This window comes from Geodermatophilus obscurus (assembly GCF_900143215.1).
Lineage (GTDB): Bacteria > Actinomycetota > Actinomycetes > Mycobacteriales > Geodermatophilaceae > Geodermatophilus > Geodermatophilus obscurus_A.
On the sequence record NZ_FRDM01000006.1, the window covers coordinates 21,153 to 47,331 of the forward strand.

At 75.8% G+C, this 26,179-nt stretch carries 25 protein-coding genes; 15 read left to right on the top strand and 10 right to left on the bottom strand.

Annotation, left to right across the window (positions count from 1 at the left end):
* Window positions 1–5: 5 nt before the first annotated feature.
* Window positions 6–872 carry a DUF1206 domain-containing protein gene (locus BUB17_RS08005; protein WP_072916105.1) on the bottom strand — a complete coding sequence of 289 codons (867 nt, stop codon included), beginning with the start codon at window positions 870–872 and terminating at the stop codon, window positions 6–8.
* Window positions 873–896: 24 nt separating this feature from the next.
* The gene (locus tag BUB17_RS08010; RefSeq protein WP_072916107.1) at window positions 897–1,742 is read right to left on the bottom strand and encodes a DUF1206 domain-containing protein; all 846 of its coding nucleotides are present in this window, start codon (window positions 1,740–1,742) and stop codon (window positions 897–899) included.
* Between the two features lie 274 nt (window positions 1,743–2,016).
* Between BUB17_RS08010 and BUB17_RS27395 the strand changes: the two genes are divergently transcribed.
* From BUB17_RS27395 to BUB17_RS08030, 4 genes are all read left to right on the top strand, one after another.
* Window positions 2,017–2,646 carry a hypothetical protein gene (locus BUB17_RS27395; RefSeq protein WP_208983341.1) on the top strand — a complete coding sequence of 210 codons (630 nt, stop codon included), beginning with the start codon at window positions 2,017–2,019 and terminating at the stop codon, window positions 2,644–2,646.
* An 82-nt stretch (window positions 2,647–2,728) separates the two neighbouring features.
* Window positions 2,729–4,357: an SIR2 family NAD-dependent protein deacylase gene (locus BUB17_RS08020; protein WP_072916111.1), complete on the top strand. Its 1,629-nt coding sequence runs from the start codon at window positions 2,729–2,731 to the stop codon at window positions 4,355–4,357.
* A 186-nt stretch (window positions 4,358–4,543) separates the two neighbouring features.
* The gene (locus BUB17_RS08025) at window positions 4,544–5,779 is read left to right on the top strand and encodes a cytochrome P450 (protein ID WP_072916114.1); all 1,236 of its coding nucleotides are present in this window, start codon (window positions 4,544–4,546) and stop codon (window positions 5,777–5,779) included.
* Between the two features lie 101 nt (window positions 5,780–5,880).
* A complete protein-coding gene (locus BUB17_RS08030; protein WP_072916118.1) occupies window positions 5,881–6,081 on the top strand; it encodes a hypothetical protein in 201 nt (66 codons plus the stop codon).
* A gap of 123 nt (window positions 6,082–6,204) precedes the next feature.
* Here the strand turns inward: BUB17_RS08030 and BUB17_RS08035 are convergent, their stop codons facing one another.
* Together BUB17_RS08035 and BUB17_RS08040 are read right to left on the bottom strand one after the other, a co-directional pair.
* Window positions 6,205–8,514, bottom strand: coding sequence for a HelD family protein (locus BUB17_RS08035; RefSeq protein WP_072916121.1), 2,310 nt, complete (start codon window positions 8,512–8,514; stop codon window positions 6,205–6,207).
* 112 nt (window positions 8,515–8,626) lie between these two features.
* Complete coding sequence (locus BUB17_RS08040; RefSeq protein WP_072916123.1) at window positions 8,627–9,355, bottom strand: alpha/beta fold hydrolase; 729 nt, start codon at window positions 9,353–9,355, stop codon at window positions 8,627–8,629.
* A gap of 138 nt (window positions 9,356–9,493) precedes the next feature.
* Between BUB17_RS08040 and BUB17_RS26715 the strand changes: the two genes are divergently transcribed.
* The gene (locus tag BUB17_RS26715) at window positions 9,494–9,661 is read left to right on the top strand and encodes a hypothetical protein (protein ID WP_175561316.1); all 168 of its coding nucleotides are present in this window, start codon (window positions 9,494–9,496) and stop codon (window positions 9,659–9,661) included.
* Window positions 9,662–9,719: 58 nt separating this feature from the next.
* On the opposite strand, the gene BUB17_RS08045 is transcribed toward BUB17_RS26715, so the two are convergent.
* Window positions 9,720–10,448 (bottom strand): hemerythrin domain-containing protein, encoded by a 729-nt coding sequence (locus tag BUB17_RS08045; protein WP_072916126.1) that lies wholly within the window; start codon window positions 10,446–10,448, stop codon window positions 9,720–9,722.
* A gap of 165 nt (window positions 10,449–10,613) precedes the next feature.
* Between BUB17_RS08045 and BUB17_RS08050 the strand changes: the two genes are divergently transcribed.
* The 5 genes from BUB17_RS08050 to BUB17_RS08070 all read left to right on the top strand — a co-directional run bounded on the left by BUB17_RS08050 (window position 10,614) and on the right by BUB17_RS08070 (window position 16,654).
* The gene (locus BUB17_RS08050) at window positions 10,614–11,408 is read left to right on the top strand and encodes an alpha/beta fold hydrolase (RefSeq protein ID WP_072916129.1); all 795 of its coding nucleotides are present in this window, start codon (window positions 10,614–10,616) and stop codon (window positions 11,406–11,408) included.
* A gap of 7 nt (window positions 11,409–11,415) precedes the next feature.
* Entirely contained in the window at window positions 11,416–13,689 is a 2,274-nt protein-coding gene (locus BUB17_RS08055; RefSeq protein ID WP_072916131.1) for a SpoIIE family protein phosphatase, read from the top strand.
* 60 nt (window positions 13,690–13,749) lie between these two features.
* Window positions 13,750–14,145 (top strand): hypothetical protein, encoded by a 396-nt coding sequence (locus tag BUB17_RS08060; protein ID WP_072916134.1) that lies wholly within the window; start codon window positions 13,750–13,752, stop codon window positions 14,143–14,145.
* A 147-nt stretch (window positions 14,146–14,292) separates the two neighbouring features.
* Window positions 14,293–15,453, top strand: coding sequence for an acyl-CoA dehydrogenase family protein (locus BUB17_RS08065; RefSeq protein ID WP_072916136.1), 1,161 nt, complete (start codon window positions 14,293–14,295; stop codon window positions 15,451–15,453).
* Window positions 15,454–15,580: 127 nt separating this feature from the next.
* Window positions 15,581–16,654, top strand: a complete 1,074-nt coding sequence (locus BUB17_RS08070; RefSeq protein ID WP_072916139.1) for an acyl-CoA dehydrogenase family protein — start codon at window positions 15,581–15,583, stop codon at window positions 16,652–16,654.
* 148 nt (window positions 16,655–16,802) lie between these two features.
* Here the strand turns inward: BUB17_RS08070 and BUB17_RS08075 are convergent, their stop codons facing one another.
* On the bottom strand, window positions 16,803–17,423 hold the full coding sequence (locus BUB17_RS08075) for a hypothetical protein (RefSeq protein ID WP_072916141.1): 621 nt from the start codon (window positions 17,421–17,423) through the stop codon (window positions 16,803–16,805).
* 59 nt (window positions 17,424–17,482) lie between these two features.
* Entirely contained in the window at window positions 17,483–18,103 is a 621-nt protein-coding gene (locus BUB17_RS08080) for a hypothetical protein (RefSeq protein ID WP_072916144.1), read from the bottom strand.
* Between the two features lie 502 nt (window positions 18,104–18,605).
* On the opposite strand from BUB17_RS08080, the gene BUB17_RS08085 reads away from it, so the two are divergent.
* Complete coding sequence (locus BUB17_RS08085) at window positions 18,606–19,346, top strand: alanyl-tRNA editing protein (protein WP_072916146.1); 741 nt, start codon at window positions 18,606–18,608, stop codon at window positions 19,344–19,346.
* Between the two features lie 4 nt (window positions 19,347–19,350).
* Here BUB17_RS08085 and BUB17_RS08090 read toward each other — a convergent pair whose 3' ends face one another.
* Both BUB17_RS08090 and BUB17_RS08095 read right to left on the bottom strand, forming a co-directional pair.
* Window positions 19,351–20,118, bottom strand: a complete 768-nt coding sequence (locus BUB17_RS08090; protein ID WP_072916578.1) for a hypothetical protein — start codon at window positions 20,116–20,118, stop codon at window positions 19,351–19,353.
* Window positions 20,119–20,248: 130 nt separating this feature from the next.
* Window positions 20,249–20,683: a hypothetical protein gene (locus BUB17_RS08095; protein ID WP_072916149.1), complete on the bottom strand. Its 435-nt coding sequence runs from the start codon at window positions 20,681–20,683 to the stop codon at window positions 20,249–20,251.
* Between the two features lie 267 nt (window positions 20,684–20,950).
* On the opposite strand from BUB17_RS08095, the gene BUB17_RS27400 reads away from it, so the two are divergent.
* A complete protein-coding gene (locus BUB17_RS27400; RefSeq protein WP_244277043.1) occupies window positions 20,951–21,547 on the top strand; it encodes an excalibur calcium-binding domain-containing protein in 597 nt (198 codons plus the stop codon).
* Between the two features lie 49 nt (window positions 21,548–21,596).
* Here the strand turns inward: BUB17_RS27400 and BUB17_RS08105 are convergent, their stop codons facing one another.
* Window positions 21,597–22,814, bottom strand: coding sequence for a M20 metallopeptidase family protein (locus tag BUB17_RS08105; RefSeq protein WP_244277045.1), 1,218 nt, complete (start codon window positions 22,812–22,814; stop codon window positions 21,597–21,599).
* A gap of 92 nt (window positions 22,815–22,906) precedes the next feature.
* Between BUB17_RS08105 and BUB17_RS08110 the strand changes: the two genes are divergently transcribed.
* The 3 genes from BUB17_RS08110 to BUB17_RS08120 all read left to right on the top strand — a co-directional run bounded on the left by BUB17_RS08110 (window position 22,907) and on the right by BUB17_RS08120 (window position 26,173).
* The gene (locus BUB17_RS08110; protein WP_072916150.1) at window positions 22,907–23,926 is read left to right on the top strand and encodes an Lrp/AsnC family transcriptional regulator; all 1,020 of its coding nucleotides are present in this window, start codon (window positions 22,907–22,909) and stop codon (window positions 23,924–23,926) included.
* A gap of 151 nt (window positions 23,927–24,077) precedes the next feature.
* Entirely contained in the window at window positions 24,078–25,121 is a 1,044-nt protein-coding gene (locus BUB17_RS08115) for an ABC transporter ATP-binding protein (RefSeq protein WP_244277047.1), read from the top strand.
* A complete protein-coding gene (locus BUB17_RS08120) occupies window positions 25,118–26,173 on the top strand; it encodes an ABC transporter ATP-binding protein (protein WP_083606164.1) in 1,056 nt (351 codons plus the stop codon). Before BUB17_RS08115 ends, BUB17_RS08120 begins: the two co-directional genes overlap by 4 nt.
* Window positions 26,174–26,179: the final 6 nt, after the last annotated feature.

Genomic DNA, 26,179 nt, shown 5'->3' on the forward strand with positions numbered 1-26,179 from the left:
AGTCCTCACGACGACGGGTCCCGGTCGGGATAGCGGGCGCGGGCCAGCGCGTACCCGCCGAACGCGATGAAACCGGCGGCGACCGCCCCCAGCAGCCAGGGGCCGGCGTCGACCGAGGCGATCGCGGTCATCGCGCCGGCCAGGCCGGTGGCGGTGGAGACGTCGGCGGTGGCGGCCGCCTGCCACAGCAGCACTCCCACCAGACCGAACGCGACGCCCTTGGCGACGTAGCCGACCCGCCCGATCGCCTCGATCACCGGCTCCCAGCGGTCGGGGGCGGTGGGCAGGTCGATGTCCTTCATGAACCCGCCGGTCAGCCCGCGCACCAGCGTGTACAGCCCGACGGCGACCACGCCGGCCGCGGCGACGAGGACCAGCGCGACCCCACCCGGCACCTCCAGCGTCTCGCCGGTGAGCTCGCGCAGCCGCTCGTCGGCCTGGTACTCCAGGCCGAGGGCGAACAGCAGGGCGGTGAGCCCGAGGACGGCGTAGACGGCGGCCTTGGCCAGGCACCTCGCGCAGACGAACGCCGTCCGCCAGCGGTGCTCCGGGTCGAGCAGGCCGTGCCACCACAGCAGCACCTCGCCGGCCTGCCACAGCGCCAGGGACAGCATGCCCAGGCCGATCAGCCAGAGCAGCACCGTGCCCCCGGGGGTGACCGCGACCGCCTGCAGGGCGCCGGTCTGGTCGGCGTCGGTCCGGGCGCTGCCGCGGGCCAGCTGCACCGCCAGCCAGCCGATGAGCAGGTGCAGGACGCCGTAGGCGACCAGGCCGACCCGGGCGACCGCCTCGAGCACCGGGTGGTCGGTGACCTCACGGGCGGACTCGACCAGCCGGTGGACGCGGTCCAGGAGGAGGCGGGCGGAAGGCACGCGGACGATCGTGCGCGACCCGGCCTAGGTGCGCTCGGGGTAGCGGGCCCGGACGAAGCAGAACGCTCCGAAAGCGGCGATGCCGACGGCGACCAGCGTCAGCAGCACCTGGCCGAGCGGCACGGCCAGGATGCTCCGCAGCGCGCCGTCCAGGCCGCTCGCCCTGGCCGGGTCGAACGTGATCGCGGCCCAGACCAGCAGCGCGCCCACCAGGCCGAAGGACACGCCCTTGGCGGGGTAGCCGGCCTGGCCGAGACGGGTGACCAGGCGGTTGGCCTGTGCCGGGGCCTCGCTGAGGTCGATCTCCTGGAGGAAGCGCTTCGAGACGCCCTTGTGGACGAGGTACACCCCGATGCCGACGACGACCAGGCCGATCAGCGCCACCAGCCAGCGCCCGGCGGGCCAGCCGAAGATGCCGGCGGCGGCCTGCTGCTCCTGACCGCCGGACTGCCCGCCACCGGTGGCGTACCGGATGGCCAGCACCGCCAGCACGGCGTAGACGACGGCCTTGGCCACCGACTTGACGACCTTGACGGCCGCCTTCTTGCGGGCGTCCCCCGACCCCGACAGGTTGCCGCGCCAGCGCAGCGCCTCGGCCGCCTGCCACACGGCGAGCGCCACCATGCCGACCGCGACCACCCACAGCAGCACCTCGCCGAACGGCTGCTGGGCCAGGGTCGTCAGCGCGCCGCCCTGGTCGGCCTGAGCAGCACCACCGCCGACGCCCCAGGCCAGCTGGACCGCCAGCCAGGCGATCAGCAGGTGGACCACGCCGTAGGCGATCAGGCCGATGCGCGCCAGGTGCTCGAGGGCGTCGCTGTTCCCCGCGCGGTCCGCGGCGCCCGCGGCCCGCCCTGACATCCCGCCCATGGCCGACTCCTCCCAGACCGCCGCACCCTGTGCCGCGGATTGATGAGCGTGGCACAGCGCGGAGCCGGCCGCCCTGTCTCACCCCACGGGAGACGCGCGCGGGCCGGGCAGTGCACCGTGGACGCGGCCGGTCCGGACCGCGACCACGGTCCGCACCCAGCCGCCGTGCGGCTCGGCGGCCACCCCGCTCCGCCGGCCGCGCTGCACGGCCCGCTCCGCGACGGTGGACCCGGCTGCGGCGGGCCACGTCGGCCGGTGAGGGACACTCTGTGTCGTGGCGAGCGGTGCAGTGGGAACGGCGGGGGACCGGACGGGTCCGGAGCAGGCCCGGCGGGCGTGGCCCCGGTGGCTGGCCGGCGGGATCGCGCTGCTGGTGGTCGCCGCGGTCGCGGTCTCCTGGGCCGACGGCGGCGCGCGGTTGCTCCTGGGGGTGGGCGGCGCGCTGCTGGCCGGGCGCGGCGGGCAACTGGCTGCCCAGCCCGCCGGCCGGGGCCGGCCGGCGGGCTGGGCGGTGGCCGCGGCCGGCGTGGTCGCCCTGACGCTCGCGTTCGGCCCTGCGGGCGTCGCGGGCTGGGTGCTCCTGGTGGCCGTTCCGGCCGGGCTGCTCGTCGGGGCGCTGACGCTGCTCGGCCGTGGCGGTGCGGTGCGCCGCAGCGGTCAGGCCGCCCTCGTCTGGTGGGCGCTGGTCACCGGCCTGCTGGTCGTCACCGGGGTGCTGGCCGACTGGGAGCGCGCCGCCGACGGCGCCACCCTCATCGGGGCGCTGGGTCTGGGCCTGCTGGGCGTCGTCCTGCTGGTCGGCGCCTCGAGCCTGCGGACCATCGCCGCACAGCCGGCGCCGGCCCGGCCCGCGGCCTGCGCCGGGTGTGCGTGCGGCGCCGGCGGCTGCGGCATCCCGCGCTGACCGCTCCGACCCACCCGACCCGGCCGGGCAACGCGGGGTGCGTGCCGGTTCACCGTCCGCCCGGCGGGGCACCCCTCCGGCCGTGACCGGACACGTCTTCGTCGTCGGGGCGGACCTCCGCCGGCTGGTGTGCGACGACGTCCTGGTGCCCACCGACCGGTCGCTGCGGGTCACCCCCTCGTGGCGTGGTCTGCTGCCCGACGACGTCGTGACCAGCGAGGACCACGGCGGCGTCTGCCTCGACCTGCGCTGGCGCGGGTACGAGCGGGTGCTGGAGCTGCCCGGTCGGCGGGCCGGGGACCCGGGGCGGTCGCTGTGGCTGGTCGACACCGTCCACGAGGACGAGCGCGACCCCGACGACGCGCTGCGCTGGCTGGTCGACGGCGCGCGGGAGGCCCTGGCCGCCGTCGCCCGGCGGGAGGTGCCCGACCCGGTGCAGGGGCGGGCCCGCCGGCTGGTCGCGTTGCCGGCCCTCGGCACCGGCTGGGGCGGGGCTGCCGGACAGCGGGGCACCCTGCTGCAGCGGCTGCTGCCCGTGCTGCGGGAAGGCGCCGCCGAGCACGGCTTCGACGTCGCGCTGGTGCTGCGCGGGCCCAGCGACCTGGCCGCGGCGCAACGGGTCCGCCGGGCCGAGGCGGGCAGCTGCTGGGACCTGCCCGCGCACCTGCGGGAGCTGGCCGAGGACCTCGGCGAGCGGGCCCGCCGCGGGCAGCTGGCCGCCTTCGTCGGCGCGGGGGTGAGCGCCGCGGCCGGGCTGCCCACCTGGGAGCAGCTGCTCGACGAGCTGGCCGAGCGGTCCGGGCTGGACGACGCACTGCGCGCCGGGCTGTCCGGGCTGCCGGCCCAGGACGCCGCCGCGCTGCTGGCCCGGGAGCTCGGCCGCGAGCAGCTGGAGGGCTTCGTCAAGGAGCGGTTCGGGCCCGGGCACTACGCGCTGGCGCACGCGCTGCTCGCCGACCTGCCGGTGCAGGAGTTCGTCACCACCAACTACGACCCGCTGGTCGAGCTCGCCGCCGCCGACATCGGCCGCGACCTCTCGGTGCTGCCCTTCGACGACGCCGTCCCCGGACGGCCGTGGCTGCTCAAGCTGCACGGGGACGCCGCGCACCCGGAGAGCGTCGTGCTCACCCGCGAGGAGTACCTGCAGTTCGGCGACACCCGCGCGGCCCTCGCCGGGGTGCTGCACTCCCTGCTGCTCACCCGGCACGTCCTCTTCGTCGGCACCTCGATGCAGGACGACGACCTGATCCGCATCGCCCACCAGGTGCGCAGCGCCACCCGGGCTCCCGGCGCGGCACCGCGGCAGCGCAGCGGCACGGTGCTGGCGCTGCTGGACGACCCGGCCCGCGCCCGGCTGTGGGAACAGGACGTGCAGACGGTGGCGATCGCGCCGGCCGACACCCCACCGGCCGAGGCCGCCCGCCTGCTGGAGGTGCTGCTGGACTGCATCGGCTGCCTGTCCACCCCGCCGACCGGCTACCTGCTCGACCCGGCCTACCGGGGGATGCTCTCCGCCGAGGAACGGGCCCTGGCCGAAGCGCTGCGGCAGGTGGAGCGCACGGTGCCCGAGGGGGCGTCGTCCTCGGCGGTGGGCGAGGTCACCGCGTTGCTGCGCCGGCTGGGCTCGCGGGTGTGCACGCCCGCTGGACCGCCGCCGGACGAGGCCAGCGCCCCGCGCGACGACCGCCTGCAGGAGCAGCGCCCCGGCTGAAGTGGAGGACCACCCTTCCCCGCCTCTTGGCCCCTCCCGGGCACCGCCGCGGCCCCGTCCCGAGGCTCACCCCGAGCCTGCGAGGGGTGAGGAGGACGGGGTCCTTTCGCTGAAGGGTGGCCGTTTCAGCACCGCACCAGAGGGGCCGCCGTGTGAGCCGGAACGGGGCTGGGCACCGGGACCCGGGTGCGCCGATCCAGACTCGAGAACAGTGCTCTCCTGTTCGCCAAGGGCTACGGCTGGCTGCCCGACGCCCGGCGGGCACGCGGTCGCCGGACCGTCGCCGTCCGGCTCGGTGGCCTGCCGGCGCTGGGGATCCAGGGCCCGGACGCCGCCCGCTTCCTGTACGACGAGGAGCACGTGCACCGGTCGCACGCCATCCCCGAGCCGGTGCAGGGCACGCTGTTCGGCAAGGGCGCGGTGCACACCCTCGACGGCCGGCAGCACCGCACCCGCAAGGCGATGTTCGTGTCGCTGCTCATGGACGGCGACCGGATCGCCCCGCTCGTCGCCTCCGCGACCGCCTCCTGGGACGCCGCGGTCCCCGGCTGGGTGCGCCGCGGTGAGGTCGTGCTCTTCGACGAGGCGGCCCAGGTGCTCACCCGCGCGGTCTGCGAGTGGGCCGGCGTCCCCCTGACCGACGGCGAGACCCCCTCCGTCGCCCGGGACCTCACCGCGATGGTCGACGGCTTCGCCACCGGAGGACCCCGGCACTGGCGCGCCCGCCGGGCCCGAGGCCGCCGGGAGGCGCAGCTGTCCCGGCTGGTGGAGGACGTGCGCAACGGTGCGGGAACGGTCCCCGACGGCTCGGTCGTCGACGTCGTCGCCCGGCACCGCGACGCCGACGGCGAGCGACTGGACCCGCACACCGCCGCGGTCGAGGTGCTCAACGTGATCCGGCCGACCGTGGCCATCAGCTGGTTCCTCGCCTTCTCCGGGCACGCCCTGGCCCGCTGGCCGCAGTACCGCGAGCGGCTGGCCGCGGGCGAGCCCGCGTTCGCGGCGGCCTGGGCGCACGAGGTGCGGCGCTTCTACCCGTTCGCGCCCTTCATCGGCGGCCGCGCGCCGCGCGAGGTGGAGTGGGACGGCGAGCGGGTGCCCGAGCACTCGATGGTCCTGCTCGACCTCTACGGCCAGAACCACGACCCCGAGCTGTGGGGCGACCCGTACGCGTTCCGGCCCGAGCGCTTCCTCGACCGCGAGATCGGCGCCTTCGAGCTGGTGCCCCAGGGGGCCGGGGACCCGCGCACCGGCCACCGCTGCCCGGGTGAGCAGCTCACCGTCGCCGTCCTGGCCGCGCTCGCCGTCCGGCTCGCCCGGCTGCAGGCCGACGTCCCGGGGCAGGACCTGTCGATCTCGCTGCGCCGGATCCCGGCCAAGCCCGCCAGCGGCGTGGTGCTGCGGGTCCGCGGCACCGGCTGAACCGGCCCCGTCGCGCTCCGTCGCGAACGCGCGGGGGGTGGCGCCGGGTGTCGGTACCGCGTGGTGTCATCGCAGGGCCGTGCGGACGAGGAGGACGGGACATGGGCAGGTGGTTCGCGCCGCTGCTGGGCGTGGTCGGTCTGCTGGCGCTCGTCGTCGGCGTGGTCTGGGCCGAGCTCGACATGAGCACCATGGCCGGCGTGCCGCTGGCCGGTGCCGGCGCCGTCCTCGTGCTGACCGCCACCGTGCTGGCCGCCGTCGTGGAGGGGCTGACCCGCCACCGGAACCCGGTGCCCCGCTGAGAGAGGACCCTCCTGGCGGCCCTTCTGCAGGGTCCCGCCGCCGGCCCCGTCCAGGGCACCGCCCCGAGCGGAGCGAGGGGTGGGTAGGACGGGGTCCTTCCACGGTGGGGCAGGAGGGTCCTTCTACAGGCGGGCGAGTTCGGCGGGCAGGTCGCCGGGGGAGAGCACGCCGAGCCGCTGCGTGGCCCGGGTGAGCGCCACGTAGAGGTCGTTGTGCCCGCGCACCCCCTCGTCGAGCACCCGCTGCGGGTCGACGACGAGCACCGCGTCGAACTCCAGGCCCTTGGCCTCGGTCGGCGTGAGCACCACCGGCCCCTGCGACGAGTCGGCGTCCGGGCCGGCCGAGACGCCGTCCACCCGGGCCGCGACCGCGGCGGTGAGCTCGGCGACGCGGCCGGCCGGCGCGACGACGGCCGTCGTGCCCTCGTGGCCGGCCCACTCGGCGACCACCTCCGCGGCGCGGGCGGCCAGCCCGTCCTCCCCGGTGACCTCCGCCCACGGCGGCGCGGTACCCGGCCGGACCGAGCGCGGTGCCCTCGCGCCGGTGCCGCCCGCGGCGAGGACGTCGGCGGCGACGGCCATGATCTCGGCCGGGGTCCGGTAGTTGACCGTCAGCTCCTCCAGCCGCCAGGTGTCGCCGACGTGCGGGCGCAGCGTCTCGTCCCAGGCGGCCGCGCCGGCCAGCGTGCCGGTCTGGGCGAGGTCGCCGACGGCGGTCATCGACCGGGTCGGGCAGCGGCGCACCAGCAGCCGCCAGGCCATGGGGGAGAGCTCCTGGGCCTCGTCGACGACGACGTGCCCGAAGGTCCAGGTGCGGTCGGCGGCGGCCCGCTCGGCGGTGGTGCGGGTGTCGAGCGCCCGCTGCCGCTCGGCCAGCTCCTCGGCGCCGATCAGGTCGCCGGCGCTGAGCACCTCGGCCTCCAGGTGCTCGTCCTCCAGGTCGATGGAGCGCGAGCCGTGCAGCACATCCAGGGTCTCCTGCGCCTCGGCCAGCCGGCGGCGGCGGTCCCGCTCGGCGCGGGCCCGCTGCGCGCTGTCGTCGAAGCCGAGCAGCTCCTCGGCCTCCTCCAGCAGCGGGACGTCCGCCGGCGTCCACTGCCGGGACGACGTGGCCGACCCGCGAGGGCGGTGCAGCAGCGCGCGGGTCGCGTCGTCCCACCCCGGGGTGGCGGCGGCGACGCGGGCCGGGTCGGCGAACAGGTCGCCGAGCAGCCGCTCGGGGGTGAGCACCGGCCACAGGTCGTCGACCAGCAGCCGGACGGCCGGCTCCTCGGCGACCTCGCGGCGCAGCGCGGCGGTGTCCTCGCGGTCGAGCAGGTCGGCCCCGCCGTCGATGCCCAGGCCGATCCGCTCGGCGTAGCGCCGGGTGAGCAGGTCGACGATGCGGCGGGCGAAGACCGGCCGGGCCAGGTTGTGCAGCCGCTCGGCCCTGCGCGCGGCGTTCTGCGCGCGCCGGACGTCGATCGGCCGCAGCCGCAGCACGAAGCCGTCGACCGTCACCTCGCGCGGTGCGTCGGGCACGACCTGCCGGTCGGCGACGGCGCGCTCGAGCACCTGCACCATCTCCAGCCGGCCCTTGACCGCGGCGGTCTGCGGCGACTCGGTGCCGCGTGCGTCCAGGCCGGGGCGCAGCTGGCCGAGGCCGGCCAGCAGCACGCCGGTCTCGCCGAGGGAGGGCAGCACGTCGGCGATGTAGCGCAGGAACGTCGGCGTGGGGCCGACGACGAGCAGGCCGCGGCGGGCCAGCCGCTCGCGGTACGTGTAGAGCAGGTACGCCGCGCGGTGCAGCGCGACGGCGGTCTTGCCGGTGCCCGGCCCGCCCTGCACGACGAGGACGCCGCGGTCGTCGGCGCGGATGATCCGGTCCTGCTCGGCCTGGATGGTGCGCACGATGTCGGTCATCCGGCCGGTGCGGGCGGTGTCGAGCGCGGCCATCAGCGCGGCCTCACCGGTCAGCCCCGACCCCGCCACGCCCTCGGTCAGCACCTCGTCGTCCAGCCGGACGACGGTGCGCCCGCGGGTGCGGATGTGCCGGCGGCGCGCGACACCCAGCGGGTGCACCGGGGTGGCGGTGTAGAACGGCCGCGCGGCCGGCGCCCGCCAGTCGACCAGCGCGGGGTCGCCGCCGGCGTCGTCGGCGGGCAGCCCGATGCGGCCGATGTAGAGCGGGCCGTCGTCGGTGCGGTCGATCCGGCCGACGCACAGGCCGGCCTCGGCGGCGTCGAGGGCGGTGACCCGCTCGGTCTGGAAGCGGACGGTGGCGTCGCGCTCCTGCAGCGCCTGCGGGTCGACCGCGGGCCAGGAGATGGTCTGCTTCAGCCGTCGCTCGGCCAGGTCGCGGGCGGCGTCGAGGCGGGCGTAGAGCTCCTTGACGTACTGCTGTTCGGCGTCGATCTCGGGGTGGGGTACGACCTCGGGCTGCGTCGTCGGCACTGCGCGTCTCTCCGTCGGTACTCGTCTGCGGCAACAGACGAACGTCCATGGTGCCCACGCATTCCCCGGGCGGGGGTGAGGCGCCGCCGTGCGGTCGGCCACGGACGCGGCGTCACCGATCGGCGACGGACAGCGCGGACAGCGAACCGACGAGCCGGTCGGCGAGCTCGGCGGGGCGGCTCAGCGCCACCAGGTGGCCGCCGGGCAGCTCCTCGACCGGCAGGCCGAGCCGCTCGCCGACCACCCGCCGCTGGAAGGCCACGGGGAAGAAGCGGTCGTCCCGGCCGGCGAGCACGCGTGTCGGCGTGCCCGGCCAGGCGCGCAGTGGCCACGGTTCGGCGAACGGCGTCCCCGACTGGGCGAACGGCACCGGTGCGGTGGCCACCACCTCGGGTGGCACGTCGTGCAGGAACGCGTCGTCGTCGTCCAGCGGCCAGCCGTGCGCGCGCGCCGCCTCCGTCCGCGCCTGCTCGTGTCCGGTGGCGGTCCACCACTCGCCGCCGGTCTCGCCCGGCCGCGGCACCATCGCGTTCAGCAGGACGAGCAGGTCGACCTGCACCCGGGTGCAGACCAGCGGCGCGGTGAGCCCGCCCATCGACTGGCCGACGACCACGAGCGGTCCGCCGGAGCAGCTCGCGGCCGCGTCCAGCACCGTCTGCGTGTACTGCTCCAGGCCGGCGTCGTCGTCCCCGGCGGGCAGGTCGACGGCGATCGCCCCGGAGCCGCGTGCCCGCAGTTCGGGGACCAGCCGGTGCCAGTACCAGGCCCGGCCACCGGCTCCCGGGACGAGGAGGAACGTCGCGCGCACGTCGTGCTGACCGGTGGTCGAGGCGGAACTCATCGCCGGCTCACCGCCCGGTGCGGCGCTCCTGCGACACGCAGGAGGGCGGCACGCGGACCGACGGCGACGGCAACCCGGAGGTCACCTCCTCGACACGTCGGCCGTCTAGCGTCGGGCGGGCGACCCAGGAGGTGTCCCATGAGCCCGACCACCGACGAGACCCGGACCGACCCCCGGCTCCGGCGCAGTGCGCGCACGCGCACCCGGCCGCGTCCGGACCGCGGCGCCTGGACCTGTGCCAACTGCCAGCGGGAGACCCTGCCGCCGCGCAAGCGCTGCGCGGACTGCGGCACCTCCCGCTACTGAGGACGGCCTCCCTGCAGGGTCTCGCCGCGAGCTCGCGAGGGGCGGGGGGAGGGGGTCCTCACTGGGCGGGCGGTGCGCCGCGCAGCCGCACGACGGCGGTGCGGTACCGGCGCCGTCCGGCCAGCCGCCAGGCCAGCCGGGTGGTCACCGGCAGCCCGGCCAGCAGCCGGGCCCGGTCGCCGGCGCTCGCGTCCTCGAGGGCCAGGCCGAGCACCAGCGAGCGCTCGCGCCGTGACAGCGGGCAGCGCGCCGCCCGGGTGATCTCCGCCCACGCCGCGGGGGAGAGGTGCGCGGCCAGCAGCGGCAGCAGGTCGCGCTCCTCCTCGGCGGTCTGCTCGTCCACGGCGTCCACCAGGTCGAGGCAGGCCAGCGTGAAGGCGTCGCGCGCCCTGTCCGAGCAGGCGACCGCCCACTGTCGTGCGGCGGTGGAGAGGGCGCGCAGCCGGTCGTCGAGGCCGGCGACGCGGACGGTCCACCGCGCCAGCAGCGGCCGGGCGGACGGCGCCGCACGCAGCAGCGCCGGCCAGACCAGCTCGCGCTCGGTGGCGTGGTGGTGCAGCAGCAGCCGGCCGAGCAGGTCGGCGTGCCGGGTCAGTTCCCGGGTGCGCTCGGCGTCGTCGGCGGAGGCCCACGCGGACAGCTCGGCCAGCAGCCGCAACTCGCGGCGCACGAGCCGGTGCAGCAGCAGCTCGGAGGCGACCGCGCGGGGGGCCGGCACGTCGGCCGGGGGGTCGTCAGCGGGTGTCCGCAGGGCGGGGGGACGGCGGAGCGCCGCGGCGGCGGGCATGGAGCACCTCGGTGCGGTCGGCGGATCCGGACGAGTGCCGAGCGTAGGGACGGCGTCCCCGTGCGCGACAGGGCTCTCGGTCCCTGTCGGGCAGCGGGACGCCGCCGGCCACGCCGCGCGGTGCGGGGAGGGACAGGAGGGCTCCGGGGCGGCTACCTTGCGGCGGTGAGCGTGATCGCCCGGAACCGGGTCCGCGTGAGCGGGGTGGACGACGGGCGGCCGATGGTCTTCGCGCACGGTCTCGGGTGCGATCAGGAGATGTGGCGGCTCGTCGCCCCGCACTTCGCGGTCGACCACCGCGTCGTCCTCTTCGACCACGTCGGGTCGGGCCGGTCGGACCTGTCGGCCTACGACCCGGTCAAGTATGCGTCGCTCGACGGGTACGCCGCCGACGTCGTGGAGATCTGCCGCGAGCTGGGGCTGGACGACGTGGTCTTCGTCGGGCACTCGGTGAGCGCGATGATGGGCGTCCTGGCCGCGGCCCGCGCCCCGAACCTGTTCGGTGCGCTGGTCATGGTGGGGCCCAACCCGCGCTACGTCGACGACGGGGACTACACCGGCGGTTTCTCGCGGGAGGACATCGCCGCGCTGCTGGAGTCCCTCGACAGCAACCACCTGGGCTGGTCGGCCGAGATGGCGCCGGTGATCATGGGCAACCCCGACCGGCCCGAGCTCACCGCCGAGCTGACCAACAGCTTCTGCCGCACCGACCCCGAGATCGCGCGGCAGTTCGCCCGCGTCACCTTCCTCTCCGACAACCGCGCCGACCTGCCCGGCGTCCGGGTGCCGACGCTGGTGCTGCAGTGCAGCGACGATGCCATCGCCCCCGAGGTGGTCGGCCGGTACGTGCACGAGCAGGTCCCGGACAGCGTCCTCACCCGGCTGGCGGCCACCGGGCACTGCCCGCACCTGTCGGCGCCGGAGGAGACGACCGCCGCGATCCGCGCCTTCCTGGGATAGCGCGGTCATGGACGAGCCGCGGCGACCGGACCCCCGCGAGGGTCCTGCCGGGCTGCGCCGGCTGCTGGAGGACGACCCGGCCGACCTGTACGAGAACGCCCCCTGCGGCTACTTCTCCGCGCTCCCCGACGGGCAGCTCGTCAAGGCCAACCGCACCTTCTGCGAGTGGACCGGGCGGCCGGTCGGCGACCTGGTCGGACTGCGCTTCCAGGAGTTGCTCAGCATCGGCGGCCGGGTGTTCTACGAGACCCACCTGGCGCCGCTGCTGCGGATGCAGGGCATGGTGCGGGAGGTCGCGCTCGACGTCGTCCGCGCCGACGGCTCGCTGCTGCCGTGTCTGCTCAACGCGGTCGAGGTGCGCGACGACAGCGGCGCGCCGCTGCTGGTGCGGGCGACGGTGTTCGAGGCGACGTCCCGGCGCCGGTACGAGCGGGCGCTGCTGGCGGCACAGCGCGCGGCGGCGGAGTCCGAGCGCCGGGCGCACACGCTGCAGCAGGTCGTCTCGGAGCTGTCGGCGGCGTCCTCGGCGCGCGACGTGGCCGAGGTGATCGTGCGGCGCAGCCGGGAGGCGGTCGGGGCCAGCGGCGCGGCACTGTGGCTGGCCACCGAGCGGCGGGCCGACCGGCGGGCCGAGCCGTCGATGCCGCCGCTGGAGCTCGCCGCCGCCGACGGGATCGCCCCCGAGCTGCTGGAGGCGATGGAGGCCGCGGCGTTCGGCGGCGCGGAGCTGGTACGCGACGGCGGCGTGCACACCGTGCCACGAGGGGCGGGGCTGCGGTCGGTGTGGCCGGGACTGGCCGCCACGATGGAGGAGCACGGGCAGGAGGCACTGGTCGTCGTCCCGGTGGACGCCGACTCCCGCCACCTGGGCGCGCTCGTGCTGATGCTCGGGGTGACCGGGGACACCGGCCTGATCGACCTCACCCCGCCGGGCGAGCGGGGGCAGCTGGTGCAGGCCGACGCCGACCTGCTGGCCACCGTCGGCCGCCAGGCGGGACAGGCCGTCGAGCGGGTGCGGCTGTACGAGGAGACCGCGCGGCAGGCGGAGCGCTCGGCGTTCCTGCTCGACGCGGCCCGCCTCATGGCCTCGGCCGGGGACGTCACCGAGACCGCGGAGCGGCTGGCCGAGCTGGCGGTGCCGCGGCTGGCCGACGTCTGCGTCATCGACCTGGCCGGCGAGCACGGCCTGGTGCGGGCGGCCGCCCGGCACGGCGACCCGTCGCGGCAGGACCTGGCCGCCGCGCTGCGGGAGCGGCAGCTGCCGAGTCGCGAGTCGCCGCACCCGGCCGTGCAGGCCCTGGACCTGGGCCGGACGGTGTGGATCCGCGAGGTGACCGACCGCTGGCTCGCGCAGATCACCGTGGACGAGGACCACCTGGCGGTCGCCCGCGCCCTCGAGCTGGTCAACCTCGTCTGCGTGCCGTTGGTGGCCGACGGGCGCGTCCTCGGCGTCCTCAGCCTGGGCAGCGACCGGCGGCGCGGGGCGTTCACGCCGGCCGACGTGGAGGTGGCCGAGCAGTTGGCGCTGCAGGTGTCGCAGGTGGTGGACAAGGCGCAGCGCCTGGAGCTGGAGACCCGGACGTCGCACACGCTGCAGGCCAACCTGCTGCCCCCGGCCCCACCACCGGTGCCCGGGCTGGCGGTCGCCGTCCGGTACCTGCCGGCCAGCCGCGGCGCGGACGTGGGCGGCGACTTCTACGACGTCGTCCCGCTGCCGGGCGGGCAGGTGGCGCTGGCGGTCGGGGACGTCGTCGGGCACGACATCCGCGCCGCGGCGGTGATGGGCCAGCTGCGCAGCGTCTACCGGGCGCTGCTGGCCGACCGGCCGCCGCCGAGCGCGGTCATCGACCGGCTGCAGGCGGGGTGGTCGCTGCTGGGTCTGCAGCTGATGGCCACCGCCCTGTTCGCGGTGCTCGACCCGGAGACCGGCCGGCTGCGGATTGCCTCCGCAGGGCACCTGGCACCGCTGCTGGTCGCCGGTGGGAAGGCGGAGCTGCTCGACGTGCGGCCCAGCCGGATGCTGGGCGCACCGCCGGCGCCGGGTCCCGCGGTGGAGTGGGCCGGGGTGCTCGCCCCCGGTGCGACGCTGCTGCTCTACACCGACGGGCTGGTGGAGAGCCGGGACGCCGACCTCGACCGGGGCCTGGCGACGCTGATGGACGCCGCGGTGCGGGCCGGCACGAACGACCCCGACGAGCTGTGCGACCGGCTGCTGGCCGAGCTGGCGAGCGGGCTGCGCGCCGACGACGTGGCCCTGCTGGCGATCACCCGGTCCCCCTAGACCCCCGGGCCTGCGAGGGCCACCATCGGCGCAGGGGCACGTGCGGCGCGGGAGGCGGCCATGGAGCGTCCACCCAACCCGGTGACCGAGTCGATCGACGGGGCCACCGGCGACATCACGATGTCCGGCGACGCGATGCGGTGGTCACCGGAGCTGGCCGACGGACAGGCGCGGGCGGTCGGCTCGCCCGGCGCTCTCCCCGGGGTGGACGTCGCCGCCGGGTTCGGCGCGCTGCTCGGCCTGGACGCCCTCGGGGTGCGCCGGCTGGTCACCGGCGCGGTCACCTCGCTGGCGACGGTGGCCGGGGACGTCGTCGCCGAGCTGCGCCAGCTCACCCGCGGTACCGAGGACGACGACACGGCCGACGACGACACGGCCGACGACGACGAGGAGCAGGCGCCGCCCGACCCGCCGTCGTCATCCCCGCCGTCGCCGCCGCCGCCGTCCCCGAGTTGATCACGGGGTCGTTGCCGCGATCCGCGACGACGCCCCGCCGGTCCCGGCAACGCCCCCGTGATCCCGACCGGAGTCTGCCGTGCTGCCCACGGCGTCGCCCTGTACAACCAGAGGGCACAGCCACACCGACGTGGGGAGTCGCACCGCATGAGCAGCCCGCTGACCCTGGCGCCCGCGCCGCCGTCCCAGGCCGCCGAGGAGGTCCGCACCCAGGTGCGGGAGTTCCTGGCCGAGGAGCTGGCCGCCGGCACCTTCACCACCCACGTCGACACCTGGCTGTCCGGCGTCGACCCGGAGTTCTCGCGGAAGCTGGGCCGGCGCGGCTGGCTGGGGATGACCTGGCCGAAGCAGTACGGCGGGCACGAGCGCTCGGCGATGGAGCGCTACGCGGTGACCGAGGAGCTGCTGGCCGCCGGCGCCCCGGTGGCGGCGCACTGGATCGCCGACCGGCAGTCCGGCCCGAACCTGCTGCGCTACGGCACCGAGGAGCAGCGGCAGGAGATCCTGCCGAGGATCGCCGCGGGGGAGTGCTACTTCGTCATCGGCATGAGCGAGCCGGACTCCGGCTCGGACCTGGCCTCCATCCGCACCCGCGCCGCGCGCAACGGTGACGGCGACTGGGTGGTCAACGGCGCCAAGGTGTGGACGTCGAACGCCCACTTCTCGCACTACGGGATCGTCCTGGTGCGCACCTCACCGGCCGATCCGGCGAACCGGCACGCGGGGCTGTCCCAGCTGCTGGTGGACCTGTCGCTGCCCGGCATCACCATCAACCCGATCCGCATCCTCGACGGCGGCCACCACTTCAACGAGGTGGTCTTCGAGGACGTCGTCGTCCCCGGCGACATGCTGCTCGGGGAGGAGGGCGCCGGCTGGCACCAGGTCACCGCGGAGCTGGCGTTCGAGCGGTCCGGCCCGGAGCGGTTCCTGTCGACCTACCCGCTGCTCGCCGAGTTCGCCCGGCGCGCCTGTGACACCGGGGACGCGGCGCAGCTGGGCGCCCTCGGCCGGCTCTCGGCGCGGCTGCTGGCGCTGCGCCAGCTCTCGCTGCGGATCGCCGCGGCGCTGGACCGCGGCGAGCTGCCCGACATCCCCGCGGCGCTGGTCAAGGACGTGGGGACGACGTTCGAGGCCGACGTCGTCGACGAGATCCGCCGGGTGGTCGAGGTGACGCCGTCCCTCGACTCGCCCGATCCACTGGGGCGGGCGCTCGCCGAGGCGCAGCTGCACGCGCCGGGCTACACGCTGCGGGGCGGGACCAACGAGATCCTGCGGGGGATCGTGGCGCGCGGGCTGGGGCTGCGATGACGACAGCCGAGCGAGCATCGCGGGGAGATACCCGGAGCCCGTCGAGGAGCGGAGCGACCGCCGGGGCGACCGGGGCATGGACCGAGAAGCGGAACGGGGCCGGAGTGGAGCGGGGGGTGCTGCGCTGATGGCATCGGACCAGGACCTGGTGGTCGAGACCGTCCGCGACATCCTGTCGGCGCACGAGCCGTTCGCGCTCACCGCGGACACCGCGTGGGACGCCGGGCTGTGGGCCGACCTGGCCGAGGCCGGGCTGACCGGCGTCGGGCTGCCCGAGGAGGCCGGCGGGTCGGGTGGCGAGCTGGCCGACGCGGTGGCTGTCGTCCGTACGCTGGCCGCCGGTGCCGGGGCGGTGCCGGTGGCCGAGCAGCTGCTGGCCGCCGGGCCGGCGCTGCTGGCCGCCGGCCTGGACCTGCCCGACCCGGCCGAGCCGCTGACCCTCGCGGTCGCCGGCGCGGTCACCGCCGAGCCGGTGGACGACGGCGACGGGCCGGGGCGCTGGCAGCTCACCGGCACCGCGACCGACGTCGCCTGGGCCGGGGTGGCGCGGCACGTCGCGGTCCTCGCGGCGGCGCCCGAGGGCATCGAGGGCGCGGTGCTGGCGCTGGTCGACGCCGAGGGGCTGGCGACCAGCGACGCGCGCAACCTGGCGGGGGAGCCGCGCGGCTCGCTGGTGCTCGGCGGTGCGCCGGCGGCCGGAGCGCTGCTGACCCCGGCGAGGACCGGGGAGGTGCGGGCTCGGTTCGCGCTGACGCGGGCGGTGCAGCTGGCCGCGGCGCTGGAGCGGGTGCTGGCCTGGACCGTGCAGTACGCCGGGGAGCGGCACCAGTTCGGCCGGCCGCTGGGCAGGTTCCAGGCGGTGCAGATGGAGCTGGCGGAGATGGCCGGCGAGGTCACCGCGGTGACCGCGCTGACCGACGCCGCCGTGCAGGCCCTCGACCGGGGGGACGACGTCGTCCTGGCCGCGGCGGCGGCGAAGGTGCGTGCCGGGGCGGCGGTCGAGGTGGTGGCCCGGCTGGCGCACCAGGTGCACGGCGCGATCGGGTTCACCCACGAGCACAAGCTGCACCACCTGACGCGGCGGCTGTGGTCCTGGCGCGACGAGGCCGGGTCGGAGCTGACCTGGTCGCAGGTGCTCGGCGTGGGGCTGCTCGCCCGAGGCGGCGACGACCTCTGGCCGGCCCTGACCCGGGTGGTCTGAAGAAGGACCTCCCTGCCCCCACCGCCGCAGGACCCCGTCCTCCCCGCTCTTGGCGCGCTCGGGGCGGTGCCCTGGACGGGGCCGGCGGCGGGCCCCCTGCAGGAGGCCGCCAGGGGCCGGCCGGGGCGACCCGGCCGGCCCCTGGCGGTCACGCGGTCTCGGGCACCCGCAGGTGGGCGAGCACCAGGTCGAACTCGGCGACCTCGAGGATCCGGCTGCCCATCGCGGCGGCGAACTCCTCCCGGACGGCGGTGGCGTCGGTGCGGGAGCGCTCCAGGCTCTCCCGGTCGGCGTAGGTGACCGATCCGGCGCCCCGCCCCTCCCATCGGTCGACGAGCAGGCTGGCGCTGCAGAAGCCGTCCATCTCCTCCAGCCGGGGCAGCAGGCTCAGCCGGTAGGCGTCGAGGACCTGCTCCACCCGGTCGGGGTCGGTGCGCAGCCAGGTGACCCGGGTGCAGGCACCGTCCGGCGCCTCGTGCACCCGGTGCAGGACGGCGATCTCCCACGACTGCAGCTCCGGTGGCCCGCCCAGGATCTGGGCGAACCGGGCCCGCAGCGGCCGCAGCTGCTCGCCGGTCGCGGACATCGCGGCCTCGTCGGCCCACGACGTGGTGGCGATGCAGCGGCCCGAGTCGCGGTCGGCGAGCATCGACAGCCCCACGTAGCCGGGGAGGCCCTCGACGGCCGGCATGACCCTGTCCCGCAGGAAGGCGACGCCGTCCTCGACCGCCTTCGGGTCGCCGCGGACGGTGACGGTGCGGGCGTGCACGGGCTGCCTCCTCTCCGCGCGGGGGCCGGCGGGGGCGACCCCGGCCCGTTCTGCGGCGCTCACGCGGTCTCGGGGACCCGTAGGTGGGCGAGGACGAGGTCGAACTCCCGGACGTCCTCGACGGCCAGGCCGAGCGCCGGCGCGAACTCGTCGCGCAGCGCGCGGGCGTTCTCCCGGGTCTCGACCATGTCCTCCAGGCTGTCGTAGGTGACCGCGGAGACGGCCATGCCCTCCGCGGCGGAGGTCATGAGGCTGACGCTGCAGAAGCCGGCGAGGTCGTCCAGCCGCGGCATGAGGCTCATGCGGAAGGCGTCGATGCTGCCGTCCATGTCGTCGGGGTCGCCGCGCAGCCAGGTCACCCGTGTGCAGGCGCCGTGGTGGGCCTCGTGCCGGCGGTGCATGGCCGACACCTCCCACTCGTGCGCCTCGACCTCGCCGCCGAAGACCTCCCTCGCCCGGTCGCGCAGCGGCCGGACCCCCTCGGCACTGGCCTGCATCGCCTCCCGGTCCCGCCAGGACGTCGTCACGATGCACATCCCGGACTCGTGGTCGGCGAGCATGGACAGGCCGACGCAGCCGTCCATGCCCCGGACGGCGGGCATCACCTCGTCGCGGACGTAGTCGATCCCACGGTCGACGGATCGCGGGTTGCCGCGGATGGTGGTCGAGCGTGCGTACACGTTCCCGCTCCTCTCCAGGGCGATTCCTCCAGGGCGATGGGGTCCCGGACAACGGTGTTCCGGCAGCATCGCCGCGGCCCCCAGCGTCCTCGCGCCCGGGCCGGCAGGCAATGTCCCGGTGCGCCCGCGCCGGGACGACGATCTCCTCGTACTGCGGGGACATGGGGATCTCCCCGCCCTCGGCGCTCTGCAGGAGGTCCAGCCGCCGTCGGTAGCGGTCGAGCCGGGTGGTCAGCCGCGCACGGAGGCTCGCGATCACCTGGCCGTCCACGTCGTCGTGCTGCTGGGCACCCCGACGATCACCGCGACCGCACCCAGGACCGGCAACACCACGGTCTCCGCGTGCACCTGCACGGTCCTCCCGACGGCCGCTCGCCCCCCGGCCGCCGCCCGGGCTCGAGCCGCTCCCCCCGGGGAGGGCGCAGGTCCCTCGTCGTCCCGTCCGGTACCGAGGGCGGCCCGACGGTGGCCGCCGCCCGCCCGGACCCGGCAGCATGCCGGGATGACCACCGCCGGCGACTCCCACGGGCACACCCATCGCCTCGACCTGACCGACGCCAGCGTCCGGGAGTGGGACGCGACGGTCGTCGCGGCCGATCCCGAGCAGGGCATCGTCCTGGACCGCAGCGCCTTCTACCCGGGCGGCGGCGGGCAGCCGCCCGACGAGGGGGTGCTGCTGTGGGGCGGTGTCCGCACGCGCATCGCCGGCACCCGCAAGGGCGACGAGCTGTACCTGATCCCGGTGGAGGGCGATCCGGTGCCGCCGCCGGGCACCGCCGTCCGCGGGGCGCTCGACGACGAGCGGCGGACGGCGCTGATGCGGACGCACTCGGGCCTGCACGTGCTCACCGGCGTCGTCCTGCGCGACTTCGGCGCGAAGGTCACCGGCGGCAACATGGAGCCGCTGACCGCGCGCATGGACTTCGACCTGGCCGAGGTGCCGGCCGACTTCAAGGACCGCGTGGCCGAGGCGGTCAACGCCGAGATCGCCGCGGACCGGCGCATCGAGGTGCGGACGCTGCCGCGTGCGGAGGCCTACGCCATCCCCGACCTGATCCGGACGGCGACCGACCTGTTGCCGCCCGACATCGAGGAGGTCCGGATCGTCGACATCGTCGGCCTGGACCTGCAGGCCGACGGCGGCACGCACGTCGCCTCGACGGCGATGGTCGGCCGGATCGAGGTGACCAAGATGGAGAACAAGGGCCGCGGGTTCCGCCGGCTGCGCATCCGCGTCGTCTGAGCGGTCAGGCCCGGCGCGCCGCCCACTCCGGGGTCTGCCTGCCGAGGGCGACGGCGTGCGCCAGCCGGAGGCTGCCGCTGAGCCAGACCAGGACGTCGTGCAGCCGCAGCCGGGTGAGCCGGACGCCCCCGGTCGCGGTCAGCGCTCCGGACGCCGCGGCCTCGAGCGCGCCGAAGGCCTCGGCGTTGACCAGCAGTTCCCGGTGCACGACCGCCTCGACCCCGCTGTCGCCCTCCTCGACGTGGGGCAGCAACTGGCGGCGGGTGGCGCTGCCGCTCAGCGGCACGAGGTCCGGGCGCCGGTGGTGCAGCGCCGCGAGGAGGTGGGCCCGGTGCTGCCCGGGACCGTGCCGGCCGACCGCCCGCAGACCGGCGCCGACCGTGCCCGGCTCCTCCAGCACCGACAGCTCCCCGGTCGGGAGCTCCCAGAACGTCCGCCCGTCCGCCCGCACGGCCACGGCGTCGGCCAGCGAGCCGACCTCGTCGAGCGCGGAGCGGACCGCGGCCCAGCCCGCCGGGTCGAGGCGGCCGTGCAGCCCCTCGGCGACGAGGACGTCGTCGTCGCCCAGCGGTCCGGCGACCGGCGGGCGGCAGTCGAAGCGCTCGTAGCCGAAGGCCGGGACCCGCACCCACCGACCCTCCGGGTGGCCCGGAGAGCGGAACCACAGCGCCCGCCGTCCCCGCGCGTACCCGAGCACCGCTGCGAGCGCGGTGTCCCAGGGCACCGGGTCCGGTCCGGCGCTGGGCAGGGACAGGGGCGGACCGGCAGCCACCTCCCCAGCCTGCTCGACGCCGGCCCGAGCCGCGCCGTCGAGGGCCCTGCGCCGGCGTGGCGTGCTGCGCGGTCGGGTGGACGACGCGGCGGCCGGGTCCACCGTGCGCCGGCAGTCCTCGACCTCCGGCTCACCCGGCCGGCGGCCGCCACGTCGGGGGCTCGACGACCGGGACCACCTGGCCGCCCGCGGCCAGGTGCAGGCTCCAGCTGCTCCCGATGGCGTCGTCGAGGACGGTGTGCAGCCCCTCGGCCCACTCGTCGTCCGCGGCGGTGACCACGGCGCGCCCGGGGCGGCAGAGCGCCATCGCGAGGTGGGTGAGGTCGGGGGAGTGCTCGGCCACGGCCTCGTGCAGGTGCGCCAGCCCGCGCAGGGTGGGCAGGTCCGGCACCCGTGGCACGTCGTCCACCGGCATGACCACCGGCAGCGCGGTGCCGTCCTCGTGCAGCCACGACAGCCAGAGGCTGCGGGCGGCGAAGACCGGCGGGTCGAGCAGGTCGGCCCAGCGCCGGGTCAGCTCGGCGGCCGAGCGGACGGGGACCTGGGCGAGCGGGGGAGTCGTCATGCCCGGGACCCTGGCCGCGGCCTCCGTCGGGAGGAGCCGCCGTCCACAGGAGGGCGCCCGTCCACACGGCCGACGCCGCCGTCCGCCCGGTTCTGCTACCGGCTCAGCCGCACCACCCGACCCAGCCGTCGCGGCTCCGGTCGGCCGGCACACCGGGGAGCCGACGCGCACGTACCGTGCCGTTGCACTTCTCAGAACGGGGGACCACCGATGATGCCGACCGACCCGGGCACCCGGGGCCCGAGGCCCGTGCCGACGACCCGGACGATGCAGCTGCCCGCGCAGCCGCCCGGCGACGGGCGCGCGCGGAAGCCTCGCAGGTGGCTGCGGTGGGCCGTCCCGCTGCTGGCCTTCCTGCTCGGCATCGGCGTCGGCGGGGCCGGTGGCCAGGCCGACCCGACCACCACCCCGCAGTACCAGTCCCTGCGGGCAGAACTCGACACCGCCCAGACCGAGGCCGGCGCGCTGGGCGACGAGGTGGCCGCGGCCGAGGAGCAGGTCCGGGCTGCGGCCGCGGCGGCGCAGGCCCGGATCGAGGAGCAGACCGCGGCGATCAGCCAGCGCGCCACGGCGCTCGACCAGCGGGAGCAGGGCCTCATCGCCCGCGAGAGCGCGCTGCGCGCGGCCGAGCAGGCGGCCACCAGCCGCACCAGCTCCGGCGGCTCGTCGTCCTCGTCGTCCGGCTCCGCCTCGTCCGGCACCGGCAGCGCGCCGCTGGTCGAGCGCGAGCCGCAGGTGTCGAGCAGCGTCTCCTACGCCAACTGCTCCGCGGCACGTGCCGCCGGCGCGGCCCCGGTCCGCTCGGGCGACCCCGGCTACGGTCGCCACCTGGACCGCGACGGCGACGGTGTCGGCTGCGAGTAGTCAGGCTCGTCCCGGCCCCGGTGGTGCACCGGGGCCGGGAGATCCCGGCTCAGCCCGCCGCGGCGGCGTCCCGATCCAGGGCGCGTGCGGCCAGCTCCGCGTGCAGGAGCACTCCGTCGGACAGCACGTCGTCGCTGAACTGCGCCCGCGGGCTGTGGTTGTTGGGTGCGCTCGCGAAGTCCTCGCCCACCGCGGCGCCGAGGAACAGGTAGCAGCCGGGCACCTCCTCCAGCACCCGGGAGAAGTCCTCGGAGCCCGACTGCGGGTAGACCTTCGGGGCGTACCGGTCCTCGCCGAAGACCTCGGCCGCCACCTCCGCGGCGAACGCGGTGTGGACGGGGTCGTTGACGGTCAGCGGGTACTCGGCGAGGTACTGCACGTCGGCCTCCACGCCGTAGCCGGCGGCCACCGACTCGCACAGCTGCACCGACGCCTCGCGCATCCTGTCCCTGGCCTGGGGGGAGAAGGTGCGGACCGTCGCCTGGAAGGTCGCCTCGTCCGGGATGATGTTGCGCTTGGTCCCGGCCTGGAACACGCCCACGGTCAGGATCACCGGGTCGAAGACGTCGAACGTGCGGGTCACCATCGTCTGCAGGTCGCCGACCAGCTGCGCGGCCACCGTGATCGGGTCCTTCGCCAGGTGTGGCGCGGAGCCGTGGCCGCCCGCCCCCCGCACGGTCACCCGGAGCTCGTCGCTGGCGGCCATCAGCGTGCCCGGCCGGGTGGTGAACTGCCCCAGGGGGTTCATCGCCGACATCACGTGCATGCCGTAGGCCGACGACACCCGCGACCCGGCCGCGTCCAGGACGCCCTCGGCGAGCATGTGGCCGGCGCCGTCCCATCCCTCCTCGCCGGGCTGGAACATGAACACCACGTCCCCGGCCAGCCCGGCGCGGTGCGCGTGCAGCAGTCGCGCCGCGCCCACCAGCATCGCGGTGTGCAGGTCGTGCCCGCACGCGTGCATCACCCCGTCGATCTCGCTGCTGAAGTCCAGCCCGGTCTCCTCCTGGACGGGGAGGGCGTCCATGTCCCCGCGCAGCAGGACCGCCGGTCCCGGCCGCCCGCCGCGCAGCACCGCGGTCACCGACGTCGTGGACGTGCCGGTCGACACCTCCAGGTCCAGGCCGTCCAGTGCGGTGAGCACGGCCTCCTGTGTCCGGGGCAGGTGCAACCCCACCTCGGGACGACGGTGCAACTGGTGCCGCAGTTCCACCAGATCGCCCTGCATGGCGCGGGCGTCCTCGCGCAGTGCCTCTGACCGGGTCACGCACCCTCCTCCAGCTCGCCTCTCCGGGACGGTAGAACTCCGCCACGATCTCGTCGGCCAATTGCAACCATCCGTCATGGGAGGGTCGTCGGATGCTGGAATCGGTTGACCTGGGCGAGGACGACCTGGCCCTCGTCGAGGCGCTGCAGCGCGATCCCCGGGCGCCGTGGACCTCGGTGGCCGACGTGGTCGGCACCAATGCCGTCACCGCGTCGCGGCGCTGGGAGCGGCTGCGGTCCACGGGCGCGGCCTGGATCACCGGCACCCCCGGACCGGGGTCCTACCACGCCCAGGTGCTGGCCTACGTCGACGTGACGTGCCTGCCCAGCGAGAAGACCCGGGTCGCGCAGGAACTGGCCGGCGACGCACACGCCCTGTCGGTGGACATCACCGCGGGCGGGCGGGACCTGCTGCTGACCGTGGCGGCCGTCGACCTGCCCACCCTGGGGCGCTACCTGCTCGAGCGGCTGGACCGGGTGCCCGGTGTGACCGGGACCCGGGCCCGGATCGCGACCCGGCTCCACGCCGAGGGCAGCACCTGGCGGCTCGGGGTCCTCCCCTCGACCGGGCACAACGGCGCGATGCCGGCGATCCGTCCGGCCGTCCTGGACGAGGTGGACCGGGACCTGATGTCGGCACTCGGCGAGGACGGCCGGGCCTCCTTCGCCACGCTCGCCCAGCTGACCGGCATCAGCCAGCCGACCGCGCGGCGCCGGGTCGACCGCCTGATCAGCTCCGGTGCGGTCCTGCTCCGCACCGACGTGGCCGCGCCGCTGGCTGGACTCCCGGTCATGGTGGTCCTGTCGGCCGACGCGCCGGCCAGCCGCCTGGACGACGTCGCCGCGCGGCTGGGTCGGCTGCGGCAGGTGCGGCTGTCCGCCACTCTCGCCGGTACGCCGAGCATGCTGGTCACCGCGTGGCTGTCCTCGCTCGAGGAGGTGCACCGCTTCGAGCAGGACCTGCTGCACCAGGTGCCGGAGGTCGACGTGGTCGACCGGTTGGTCGTGCTGCGCTCCGTCAAGCGGATGGGGCGCCTGCTCGACCTGGCGGGGCGGGCGGTGGCGACCGTGCCGATGGACGTCTGGCGGGAGCCCGTGCCGCCCGCGACCTGACCGGCGACGTCCGAGGTCGGCGCCGTCCATCCACGATCGGTGTGATCCCGACCACAGGATGCGACAACCCGCCGCCGATGTCCGGATGTCTCCCAGAAGGCGTCCCCGTGGCCTAGCTTTCAGCCACGGATCGGTCGAGGAGGCGCTGTTTGTGAGCAGTCCCGTTCTCTCCATCCGGGGCCTGACGACGGAATTCGTCACCCCGGCCGGAGTGGTGAAGGCCGTCAACGACGTCAGCTGGGACCTCTACCCCGGTGAGACGCTGGGAGTGGTCGGCGAGTCGGGGTCGGGGAAGAGCGTCACCGCGATGTCGATCCTGGGGCTGGTCCAGAGCCCGCCCGGGCGGATCGTGGCGGGGGAGATCCTCTTCGACGGCCGGGACCTGCTCACCATGTCGGCCCGGGTCCTGCGGCAGCTGCGCGGCAGCCAGATCGGGATGATCTTCCAGGACCCGATGACCAGCCTGAACCCCGTGCTCACCGTCGGACAGCAGATCGCCGAGGCGCTGCAGCTGCACGACCGCGGGCTGAGCCGGGAGCAGGCGCGGGCCCGCAGCATCGAGCTGCTCACCATGGTCGGCGTCCCGAACCCCGAAGGCCGCTACGACCAGTACCCGCACGAGCACTCGGGGGGCATGCGCCAGCGGGCGATGATCGCGATGGCCATCGCCAACGACCCGAAGGTCCTCATCGCCGACGAGCCGACCACCGCGTTGGACGTGACGATCCAGGCCCAGGTGCTCGACGTGCTGCGGACCGCGCAGGAGCGGACCGACGCGGCGACCATCCTGATCACCCACGACCTCGGCCTGATCGCCGAGCACGCGGACCGGGTGATCGTCATGTACGGCGGCAAGGTCGTGGAGGTGGCCGACGTCCTGTCGGTCTTCGCTGCGCCCCGGCACCCCTACACGCTCGGGCTGATGACCAGCCTGCCCCGGCTGGACGTCGAGCTGGAGCGGCTCGATCCCATCCCCGGGTCGCCGCCCAGCCTCATCGACCTGCCGACGGGGTGCTCCTTCCACCCCCGGTGCCGGGTGTCGAAGGGCCGCGACGTCTGCCGCACGCAGGTGCCGCCGCTGTACGAGGTCGGCGGCGGGCAGCGGGCTGCCTGCCACTTCTCCGAGGAGGTCCCCGCCGAGATGGCCGTGGCGGCGCGGGCCATGGGCACCGACGCGGGGAACGGTGCGCCGTGAGTGCCCGGGACGGCTCCGCGCCGACCGCGCCGACGTCGGGTCCGCACGAGGAGGGCGGTGGCGAGGAGATCCTGCGGGTCGAGGACCTGAAGACCCACTTCCCGATCCGCGGCGGGGTGACCAGGCGGGAGGTCGGCACCGTCTACGCGGTGGACGGCGTGAGCTTCACGCTGACCGCCGGCGAGACGCTCGGCCTGGTGGGGGAGTCCGGCTGCGGCAAGACCACCACCGGCCGCACCCTGGTGAAGCTGCTCGAGCCCACCGCCGGGAAGGTCGTGTTCAAGGGCAGGGACATCACCGGGTTGAGCCGGTCGCAGATGAAGGCCGTCCGCCGGGACATGCAGTTCGTCTTCCAGGACCCCTACACCTCCCTCAACCCGCGGATGACCGTGCGCGCGATAGTCGGCGAGCCGCTGCGGATCCACGGCCTGGCCTCCGGCCGTGAGCTGCAGTCCCGGGTCGACGACCTGCTGGCGGCCGTCGGGCTCAGCACCGAGCAGGCCGACCGCTACCCGCACGAGTTCTCGGGTGGGCAGCGTCAGCGCATCGGCATCGCCCGGGCACTGGCCCTGGACCCGCAGGTCCTCGTGCTCGACGAGCCGGTCTCCGCGCTGGACGTGTCGATCCAGGCCCAGGTCGTCAACCTGCTCCAGGAACTGCAGGCGCGACTGGGTCTGGCGTTCGTGTTCATCGCCCACGACCTCTCGGTCGTCCGGCACATCTCGGCCCGCGTCGCCGTCATGTACCTCGGCAAGATCGTGGAGATCGGGAACCGGGCGGACATCTACCGCAACCCCACCCACCCCTACACGCAGGCCCTGCTGTCGGCGGTGCCCATCCCCGACCCCACCAAGCGGGGCGCCCGGGAGCGGATCATCCTCACCGGCGACGTGCCCAGCCCGGCCAACCCGCCCTCGGGGTGCAACTTCCGCACCCGCTGCCCCAAGGCCCAGCAGATCTGCGCCGAGGAGGAGCCGGCGCTCGTCGACCGCTTCGGCCACGGCCACCCCAGTGCCTGTCACTTCGCCGAGGTCCGGCCGGTGATCCCGTGACCGCCC

Coding starts and splice junctions, on each gene's coding strand:
- BUB17_RS08010 (WP_072916107.1), bottom strand. CDS start 1,742: ATGGGCGGGATGTCAGGGCGGGCCGCGGGCGCCGCGGACCGCGCGGGG.
- BUB17_RS08030 (WP_072916118.1), top strand. CDS start 5,881: ATGGGCAGGTGGTTCGCGCCGCTGCTGGGCGTGGTCGGTCTGCTGGCG.
- BUB17_RS08040 (WP_072916123.1), bottom strand. CDS start 9,355: ATGAGTTCCGCCTCGACCACCGGTCAGCACGACGTGCGCGCGACGTTC.
- BUB17_RS26715 (WP_175561316.1), top strand. CDS start 9,494: ATGAGCCCGACCACCGACGAGACCCGGACCGACCCCCGGCTCCGGCGC.
- BUB17_RS08045 (WP_072916126.1), bottom strand. CDS start 10,448: ATGCCCGCCGCCGCGGCGCTCCGCCGTCCCCCCGCCCTGCGGACACCC.
- BUB17_RS08055 (WP_072916131.1), top strand. CDS start 11,416: ATGGACGAGCCGCGGCGACCGGACCCCCGCGAGGGTCCTGCCGGGCTG.
- BUB17_RS08060 (WP_072916134.1), top strand. CDS start 13,750: ATGGAGCGTCCACCCAACCCGGTGACCGAGTCGATCGACGGGGCCACC.
- BUB17_RS08065 (WP_072916136.1), top strand. CDS start 14,293: ATGAGCAGCCCGCTGACCCTGGCGCCCGCGCCGCCGTCCCAGGCCGCC.
- BUB17_RS08070 (WP_072916139.1), top strand. CDS start 15,581: ATGGCATCGGACCAGGACCTGGTGGTCGAGACCGTCCGCGACATCCTG.
- BUB17_RS08085 (WP_072916146.1), top strand. CDS start 18,606: ATGACCACCGCCGGCGACTCCCACGGGCACACCCATCGCCTCGACCTG.
- BUB17_RS08095 (WP_072916149.1), bottom strand. CDS start 20,683: ATGACGACTCCCCCGCTCGCCCAGGTCCCCGTCCGCTCGGCCGCCGAG.
- BUB17_RS27400 (WP_244277043.1), top strand. CDS start 20,951: ATGCAGCTGCCCGCGCAGCCGCCCGGCGACGGGCGCGCGCGGAAGCCT.
- BUB17_RS08110 (WP_072916150.1), top strand. CDS start 22,907: ATGCTGGAATCGGTTGACCTGGGCGAGGACGACCTGGCCCTCGTCGAG.